This window comes from Hydrotalea sp., assembly GCF_049968455.1.
Classification (GTDB): Bacteria; Bacteroidota; Bacteroidia; order Chitinophagales; family Chitinophagaceae; genus Hydrotalea.
The window spans coordinates 1-8,443 of sequence record NZ_JBMFQT010000030.1 but is presented as its reverse complement, the minus strand read 5'-3'; the positions used below and the strand labels follow the sequence as shown (position 1 = coordinate 8,443).

The 8,443-nt window shown below is 40.1% G+C and carries 9 protein-coding genes and 1 pseudogene; all 10 read right to left on the bottom strand.

What is annotated here, in order from left to right; genetic code table 11:
* Window positions 1-102 precede the first annotated feature (102 nt).
* Window positions 103-261, bottom strand: a pseudogene (locus ACP5P5_RS13190) (DapH/DapD/GlmU-related protein); the annotation flags it as partial.
* 524 nt (window positions 262-785) lie between these two features.
* Window positions 786-1,130: a hypothetical protein gene (locus tag ACP5P5_RS13185; RefSeq protein WP_428286579.1), complete on the bottom strand. Its 345-nt coding sequence runs from the start codon at window positions 1,128-1,130 to the stop codon at window positions 786-788.
* A 220-nt stretch (window positions 1,131-1,350) separates the two neighbouring features.
* Entirely contained in the window at window positions 1,351-2,448 is a 1,098-nt protein-coding gene (locus ACP5P5_RS13180) for a glycosyltransferase family 4 protein (RefSeq protein ID WP_428286578.1), read from the bottom strand.
* Window positions 2,435-3,274, bottom strand: coding sequence for a glycosyltransferase family 2 protein (locus ACP5P5_RS13175; protein ID WP_428286577.1), 840 nt, complete (start codon window positions 3,272-3,274; stop codon window positions 2,435-2,437). Before ACP5P5_RS13175 ends, ACP5P5_RS13180 begins: the two co-directional genes overlap by 14 nt.
* Before the next feature lie 6 nt (window positions 3,275-3,280).
* On the bottom strand, window positions 3,281-4,186 hold the full coding sequence (locus tag ACP5P5_RS13170; protein WP_428286576.1) for a glycosyltransferase family 2 protein: 906 nt from the start codon (window positions 4,184-4,186) through the stop codon (window positions 3,281-3,283).
* Window positions 4,183-5,322, bottom strand: a complete 1,140-nt coding sequence (locus ACP5P5_RS13165; RefSeq protein WP_428286575.1) for a glycosyltransferase — start codon at window positions 5,320-5,322, stop codon at window positions 4,183-4,185. Before ACP5P5_RS13165 ends, ACP5P5_RS13170 begins: the two co-directional genes overlap by 4 nt.
* 12 nt (window positions 5,323-5,334) lie before the next feature.
* Window positions 5,335-6,399: an NAD-dependent epimerase/dehydratase family protein gene (locus ACP5P5_RS13160; protein ID WP_428286574.1), complete on the bottom strand. Its 1,065-nt coding sequence runs from the start codon at window positions 6,397-6,399 to the stop codon at window positions 5,335-5,337.
* 14 nt (window positions 6,400-6,413) lie between these two features.
* Window positions 6,414-7,466 (bottom strand): NAD-dependent epimerase/dehydratase family protein, encoded by a 1,053-nt coding sequence (locus tag ACP5P5_RS13155; RefSeq protein WP_428286573.1) that lies wholly within the window; start codon window positions 7,464-7,466, stop codon window positions 6,414-6,416.
* Window positions 7,467-7,469: 3 nt separating this feature from the next.
* Entirely contained in the window at window positions 7,470-8,222 is a 753-nt protein-coding gene (locus ACP5P5_RS13150; protein WP_428286572.1) for a hypothetical protein, read from the bottom strand.
* A gap of 6 nt (window positions 8,223-8,228) precedes the next feature.
* Window positions 8,229-8,443, bottom strand: a 215-nt coding sequence (locus tag ACP5P5_RS13145) for a hypothetical protein (protein ID WP_428286571.1), incomplete at its 5' end; no start/stop codon positions are given.

The following is an 8,443-nucleotide window of genomic DNA, read 5'->3' as shown; positions in this document are numbered from 1 at the left end:
GGTTTCCATAGCATGGTAACTCAAGGCACAAGTGGGCAAGCAAAAAAGTAAAGAAAGCTTTTTCCTAGTGGTTAGTGCCCCCACCCACCACATATATTACCTCCTTTCCCCTATTTTTTTAGCCGGCACTCCCCCCCAAATTTCATAAGGCGGAATATTCTTCGTTACCACAGCCCCGGCAGCCACAATGGCGCCATCACCAATGGTGACCCCTTTTAAAACCACGGCATTGAAGCCTATCCAAACATCTTTTCCAATTACAATAGGGGCAATGTTAGCTTTTTGAAAACCAATGAATGCCTGCTTGTCTATACCATGATCAAAATCTGCAAACCGACAACCGGAAGCAATCATACTATAATCGCCAATCTGTATAGTGCTTTTAATATTGAATTCACAATAACTGCCAATGAATACCTGCTCCCCAATCACAAATGCTTTACCGGGCGTATAGGGGCAATCGTGTTTGAAATAGACCCCTCGTTCAATTAAACACCTATTACCAATTGAAATGGTATGCGGCCATATGGCATGAAAACCCAAAATAGTCGTGTCTTTACCAATACTAACTCCTTGAACTCGCCAATACAACTTTCGTATTGCTACTACACATCTACTTAACCATTGTTGGCACTTGAAATTTATTTTATATAAAATAGCTTTCATATACTTGCATGAAGATTGGAAAAATTACACTAAAGCACTTCCCATTTTCTCTTCAAACGTAAAAAAGGTTTTTCAATAATATAATAGGAAAACAATGCACAGCCGGCAATAAAAAACAATCATACCGGAACCGGGAAACGATGCCACAAGGGTATGTCGGAAGTAAATAATTGCTGCCACAAATAAATACTGTAAGATAATTTACCCAAATAATCCACGACAGGCCAATTCAACCACCAATTCCCGATGCCATTGAAACAAATGGCAGCTATTATCACCATTCCAATGAAGAAATTAGTAACTAACCCAATATTCCCGAACAAAGCATAGCCCATTTTTGCCAGGATGTTCAAGATTCGATGAGATTGATTCATTTGGGTAGCCACTGCTTCCAAATGATAGCCTATTACCAGTATAATGCTTATTGCTCTTAACCCGTTTAATCCCGGTAATTGTTGTTTCATTGAAACTGATACAAGTTTTAAATTATTTTTTGTGTGTATCATACTAATGGCTTCTAGCCTTAACAACCTCATCTGCTGAATTTTACCAAGTATATCTACTTCAACAGATATACTCGATTTGATACCTATCTATTCTTTATAGAATTTCATTTTAGGCACTACCGCTTTTCTCAAATAGGTTGGTAAAGAAACCAAATGATAATTTGAAATTCTTGCATACCTATCCTTCACCCAATAACTGCTCTAACCTGTTTTGAAAGTTTAAAAAACTAAACTGTCCGGCAAATTGAAAGGCATTTTCGCGCATTAGTTCTCCTATGCTCTGATTGTCCCGTAAGGATAATAAAGCCTGTATAAACGATTCAGTGTTTAAATCACAAGGTGCAAAACAATCATGGTGTGCCTGTTCTAAAATGCCAACACGAGTAGCCAGCACCCTACAACCGCATCGCATGGCTTCTAAAGGCACCAAACCAAAACTCTCCCCGCGGGAAGGGAATAAAAGGTATTGTGCAGCACAATATATGGCATACAGTTCAGCTTTATCCCGAACCAACGGATAGATGGTAATATGTGTACCATCCAGCTTACCCAATTCTTCTCTCACTTCGGTTTCCTCACCAACCCCCACCAGCGTCAATTGAAACGGAATTGCTTGAAGGGTTAAATATTCCAAGATACCCAACACTATATCTTTTCCTTTGGCCTGTGTCCAACGGGCACAATACAATAATTGCAAAGGTGCGTTTGTATTGGCGTTTATTTCCTTTTGCCATGGCAAGGGCCTGTCGAATACTTGATCCAAAGCGGGGGGTAACACATGTACATTCTGTACAATTTGTTGTTGCAGCAACCAATCTTTATCTGATTCACTGACTGTTATTATTTTATCGGGAATGGTAAACGCCTGCCGCATCCAATGGGTTAATAAACGATTGAACCATTTTTCTTGTTTAAAGTGTGGCCGATACCTGATTTCAGGCCCATTAGTATAATGAATAATTTGAATATTTTTTTGAATGAACCATTTCCGATACACCCATAGAAATAACCAAGCTTCACCACCCATTACAAGTATTTTGTTAAAAGACAGTTTTTGTTTTTGACGGGCAAATAACAATAGCCAACCAATGGATAAACGCAAACTATTTAAACGGGGCTGTAAAATATTTAAAAATTTCCCGGTTACAGGATTATCGTACCGAATAATATCTGGCCCTAAAACACTTAATACCTGCTGAATCACCAAGCCCGAACCGGTATAAGCATCCGGCATACAATTCGTGAATACCCAATATTGTGCTTTAGTTTTTTCCATATTTCCTCTTCCAACGAAACTGATAAAAATACCAGGTATAAAAAATTTGTTGCATCCATTCTTTTAAAGCAATCACACTATCCCAATTTTTTCTTCTGTCGCGAACCGGAATCAAACGATGATAAGTTGTATTTATAAGCAGTTCTCTGCAAGTGATTATTGGCAGTTGATGTTTTTGGTTATAGTACAAATGGCTTTCTTGTGCAGCAGCTAATTTTTTAGGGGGCTGCAATCTTCTTGGCGGATGCATCACGATTGCTTCATTAGCAAAAGGTATATTCATTCCCAAACCTTTCAATCTTTCATACAAATCTATATCTTCCATATGTGGGGAGGGAAATTGCTCATCGAACCCATCCATGGAAAGAAAAATTTTTTTTTTAATCGCTATGTTGCATGACCAGAATAAGTCTCCCGACACATTAATTGGACTAACAAACAAAGGGCTCGATAGCTGTTCATTACATAAGATAGCACCCTCCATCGCCTCTATATTTTCATGATTTAATAGAGTTCTATAATATCCACTTAGTAATCCACTATCCGGCTCACAATCATCATCCAAAAACACCAGCCATGCTCCTTTCGCTAATCGGGCACCATTGTTGCGGTTGGCGGCCGGTCCGCGGCGCGGGCCGGCTACCCATTGTACCCAAGGAAATTGTTCGGCTATCATAGTAGCCGCACCAACTCCCACACTATCATCGGTTACAATAATTTCATACTCCACACCCTGCAGGGTTTGTACTTCCGGTTGCAAGCACGCCAAACACCTGGCCAATAAATCGTTGCGGTTACAAGTGGGAATAATGACAGAAAAAAACATGGAGGACTATCTTTTTTTGGGACTTAACAAGAATAGCAATCTAAAAAATATTCGGGCACCCAATATTTTTTTGGCCGCATTCAAATAATTTTGGGAAAAACGAAACCGGAACCGATACTGCTGTTGCAACACATAAATTGCCCGATAACCGATACGCGGTTGCCCGCTTCGAATGGCATAATAGGCTTTATCGGCCAAAAGCGTGGCCATTAGGGATTGATATTTGTCGGGCAATTCCCGTCCGTATTGCTGCAAACAAAATATTTGGTTGCTGATGCAACTCCACCAATGCCGGGCCGAACTGGAATTGGCATGTCCAATGACATACACCAATGTTTCCGGTACCGATTGAAAACGGGCGCCGGCCAGGGCTAAACGCAAGTGAAAATCGGGATCTTCATTGTAACGTAATTGTTCATTAAAGTATACCCCGTGTTGTAATAAAAAAGCCCGGTTGTACAAGCCCACCACCGCTAAACCAATGTGTTGCAAAAAATACGCAATGGCATCCGTTTGCGGGTTAATTTGGTAAGTGGCCAAGGGGTTCCCTATTTTGCCCTCATTCGTTTGCGTACCGCAATCACACAACAACTGGGTTTGATTATCCAGAATATTCCCCGTCATTGTTGCTACAAATTGTGGATGTAAAATATCATCGGCATCATGAAAATGCAGCCATTCACCGGTAGCTACCTGAATGAGCCGATTGCGACCAACAGAAGGACCGCTATTCCTTTCTCCGCGTATCATTTTTACCCCTAATGCTTCCCCTACAGCTACCGTTTCATCGGTACTGGCATCATCATAACAAATGATTTCATGAAACGGCATAGTTTGCGCCCTTGCCGATTCAATTAACCGCGGCAGAAAATTAGCTGCATTGTAACAAGGTATTAGAAGCGATACTTTCATATCGGTTGTGTTATTTCCTGATACAAGGTTGCTAATTGCTTCCCTATTCTTTCCCAACTTAAGTTGTCCATCAAAACTTCTTTTGATACTTGTGGGGGTGTATGCTTTTGGTTTAAATAAGCAGTTAACCGATTGACAAAAGTTTCCCTTCCAACGCCACAATTAATATTCCAAGTGAATATTTGATGATACGCGCTCAATTCGCCCACCTCAGAAAATGCAACCGGTGTGCCGGCCTTTTGGTATTCAGCGAATTTAATGGGGAAACGACTTTGATTAAAAGGATTATCCGATAAAGGCAACAACCCAATATCAATAGCATGAGCAAAATGGAAAGATTGTTCCGGTGTTAATTGCCCTAAATAATCAATTTTGGCTAAACAATCTGACGATAACCCCTCCATGCAGGTTGTATCGGTTCCACACAAAGCTAACCGAAGATCCTCCCGCTCACACCGTTGTAACACTTCAAAACACCAATCTATTTCCTGTTGTGTTTTCCCCATAAAACCTATATAAAAAGCAGTAGTATCTAACCCCAATATTTCTCTGCTTTTTATAACAGGCATTACTGATGTAGCCGGCCAAATACCATTATGCAGCACTTCTACTTTTTTAGCACCTCTTTCTATTGCTATTGCTTGTAAAAAACGAGAACAAACCGTAACGGCATGGGCTTTGCGCGGCAAATTTTGTTCAAGTTTCTTTACCATCCTAAAATCCCAAACCTTAGAACGCTTTTTTTGCATCAAACCCCCAATCCACAAATCATCCCAATCATAAACAAATTTAGCAGAAGGATATTTCCATTTTAATAATTGCCAAGCCCAGGCACCCGACAAAAAAGGTTGAAACAAATGATATACATCTGCTTTTGGGTAATGTATCCATAATCTTTGAATGGCAGTAATGGGATTACTGGCAGCATTCCCAAAAAATCGACTACCATGGTTACCGGGTACAATGTGATAAGGAATTCCATCGATGATGGTTTTTTCTAACTTAGCCTTAGGATTACCGGTAGCAGAAAATACCATAACGGTATGGCCTTGTTGCTGTAAAGCAATGGCCAAATTATGCCACCTAAAAAAAGTACCGCCAAAAAAATGGTATTGAACAATAAATACAATTTTCATGCATCCCGACTTTTATTCTGCTATTGATTGTAACCAATCAATATGCTCCTTAGCATATTGATGAATTTCATTTAATATTGCCGTACTACCCCATTTAGGTTCCCAATTCCAGATTTGTTGAGCCAAACTATAATCGGCACTATAATAGGGAATATCGTAAGCCCTATTTTCGCCAATGGCTTCAATTACTTTATTAGCATCTATGTGTTGTTTGCAAAAGTTATCTAATTCCGCTAAACTAAGGGTATTGGCAATGCCGCCACCCACATTCACAATGTTCGGTGCATTGTTAATTGGGTGCATTATTTGCTGCCATATTAATCTGAACAAATCCTCCGGATGTAACATATCCCTTGCCTGCCAGCCCGTTCCATTATACCCAATAAATTTTAAAGGCTTTTGCAGCAGGTATTGATATACCCAGTAAGAAAAAATACCCTGGTCAATTTTGCCTAACTGACCGGCACCCGCAATTACCCCACAGCGATTGATCCAAACAGGAAATCCAAAACCATGGTGGTATTCTAATGCCAATACTTCACTGGCTAATTTCGTAGCCCCATACAGTGAAATTGGGGCCATAACAGAACAGGCTTCAGTTACACCTTTTGGTGAAATACCCATGGGTAGAGGCTTGGTTGCATCAATGGCAAAAGCCTTTCCATTACTATTTAAGGGAATCGAATTTAATACCTGAATAGAATATACCCTACTGGTACTAATCAATACCAAACCTGCTTTATCTTGTTTACATTTTTCCAATAAGTAAATTGTTCCCACAAGGTTATCTTGAATCAACGGCAAACTATCATTGGCTCTGCCCGCCAATACAGAAGGATTGGCAGCACAATCAATTACCCAATCTACGGGGGGTAGTGATTCCATCATAGTTCTATCACTAATATCCCCTTTAAAAAAGATACAATCCAGTTGTTGCAATAATGGCAGATTGGTGGCACTTCCTTTTCTACTTAAATTATCTATCCCAATAATCGTGACATTGGGTAATGCCTGCCGAAAATAAGTAGCCATTTTAGAGCCTACAAAACCCGCAATTCCTGTTATTAATATGCGCATGTATGCAATGTTTTTTATCCCATTCTTTTTTTCCAGCTTTCCACAATTTGGCGAATGGTTTCGGTAAGGCTAATGCTAATGTCCCAACCGGGATAATGGGCTTTCATTTTGCGCAGGTCGCTGTAATAACAAATATGATCGCCCGAACGGGGTTGGTCAATATAGCTATATACCTGTGCCTTGCCGGTAAAGCTTTCCGTTATTTGAAAGGCTTCCAGAATGGAGCAGGTATTGGCTTTACCGCCCCCCAGGTTATACACTTCACCGGCACGGGGCGTGGCCATAAAGGCTTCCATGAACCGGGCAATATCGTAACTATGGATATTGTCGCGTACCTGCTTGCCTTTGTAGCCAAATATGGTGTATGACTTACCTTCCCAATTGCATTTCACCAAATAGCTGAGAAAGCCATGCAACTCAACGCCGCTATGGTTGGGGCCGGTTAAACAGCCGCCCCTTAAAGCACAGGTAGGCATATTGAAATAACGACCATATTCCTGCACCATGACATCGGCCGCTACTTTGGAAGCGCCAAATAAGCTATGCTTACTTTGGTCAATGGAAAAAGTTTCGGGAATCCCTTCCGCATAAGTCGGATCGGCATAGTCCCAACGGGTGGGCATTTCCGTTAAGGCAATGCGGTTGGGTGCATCGCCATACACTTTATTGGTACTCATGTGAATGAAGGGTGCTTCGGGACAATATTGTCGGGCGGCTTCCAGCATATTTAACGTACCACCGGCATTGGTATCAAAATCATCAAACGGTATTTGCGCGGCTTTATCATGGCTGGGTTGGGCAGCCGTATGTACAATTGCATCGGGGCGAATGGTTTTTACCAAATCGAGGATGGCGCTACGGTTGCGCACATCTACCTCATGGTGGCGAAAACCGGAAATGCTGTGTAACAGGCGTTGCTGGTTCCAGCGGGTATCGCCGGCAGGTCCAAAAAACACGGCCCGCTGGTTATTGTCTACCCCATGTATTTTATACCCTTTTTGGGCAAAATACAAACAAACCTCACTGCCCACCAATCCGGAAGAGCCGGTAACTAATAATGTTTTCACTATTCAAATTTTTAATTTATATAATAATTTTACCAATAATTTACCCGGAAACCCTAGCCGTTTCAAATGAAAATTCCTAAGTTCTTTATAATGGCTAAATCGTTTATTATTTTCATCAAAAGCTTCACCAATAAAATGATAATTGCTACGTGGTATCTTTATTTTCTGCGCAAAGGGTAATCCGTTTAAATTGTAATCATCATAATAGCTTAATTTGTCAAGAATAGCAGGATAAATAACAGCACTTAAAAAATGCTGGTCATCATTATAAATATCTAATCCATTTTGAGGATATTGCTGCCACCAGTTTTGAATTAATTGTTGCATACCATAGGGAGCTATATTTTTCATACCCCATAGCCCCCCCATCATTAAAAATCCTTTGTAAAATACCGGATGATCTTTAATGAGCAGGAATTGTTTGCCGTTTTGAATCCAATCATCAATAATCCATTTTTCCCTTTCCGATAATCGGGAATCCGCATCACGCGACAGAAAAAGCTCTACATTGGAATCATCGGCCGGTAAAAATCGCCAGGTCATTTTGGGCAAATTGGAACCCGTCATATCTATTACTTCTACATGGGAATATTGATGGAGTTGTTCCAAAAAAGCTGCGGGTACGGTATCGTCTACATAAAAACGGCAAATAAAATCCGGGAAAAGCCAAGCAGCAGTTTTTATATTTTCTACCGCCCCCCATAAATACATGGGCTTTGAACCATAAAGGGAATAGGAGATAATTTTTTTACGCATAGTAAATTATCTTTTAATCGGACCGAATAAAAGATAACGCAACAATAATTTAATATTCACTTTATTGTATAAAACGTCAAAATGCTTGAAAAAATAGTTTAATAGCCAAAAACGTTTTTGACCATTATAATGAAAACAAAATATTTTAAAAAATTCGTCAGTTTTATTTTTCAAAATAGCCATTTGCTCATTTTGAGTAATTTCTAACCCTTCAACCATCA

Excerpts from the sequence above, each read along its gene's own strand:
- ACP5P5_RS13185 (WP_428286579.1), bottom strand. The coding sequence starts at position 1,130 with ATGAAACAACAATTACCGGGATTAAACGGGTTAAGAGCAATAAGCATT.
- ACP5P5_RS13180 (WP_428286578.1), bottom strand. The coding sequence starts at position 2,448 with ATGGAAAAAACTAAAGCACAATATTGGGTATTCACGAATTGTATGCCG.
- ACP5P5_RS13175 (WP_428286577.1), bottom strand. The coding sequence starts at position 3,274 with ATGTTTTTTTCTGTCATTATTCCCACTTGTAACCGCAACGATTTATTG.
- ACP5P5_RS13170 (WP_428286576.1), bottom strand. The coding sequence starts at position 4,186 with ATGAAAGTATCGCTTCTAATACCTTGTTACAATGCAGCTAATTTTCTG.
- ACP5P5_RS13165 (WP_428286575.1), bottom strand. The coding sequence starts at position 5,322 with ATGAAAATTGTATTTATTGTTCAATACCATTTTTTTGGCGGTACTTTT.
- ACP5P5_RS13160 (WP_428286574.1), bottom strand. The coding sequence starts at position 6,399 with ATGCGCATATTAATAACAGGAATTGCGGGTTTTGTAGGCTCTAAAATG.
- ACP5P5_RS13150 (WP_428286572.1), bottom strand. The coding sequence starts at position 8,222 with ATGCGTAAAAAAATTATCTCCTATTCCCTTTATGGTTCAAAGCCCATG.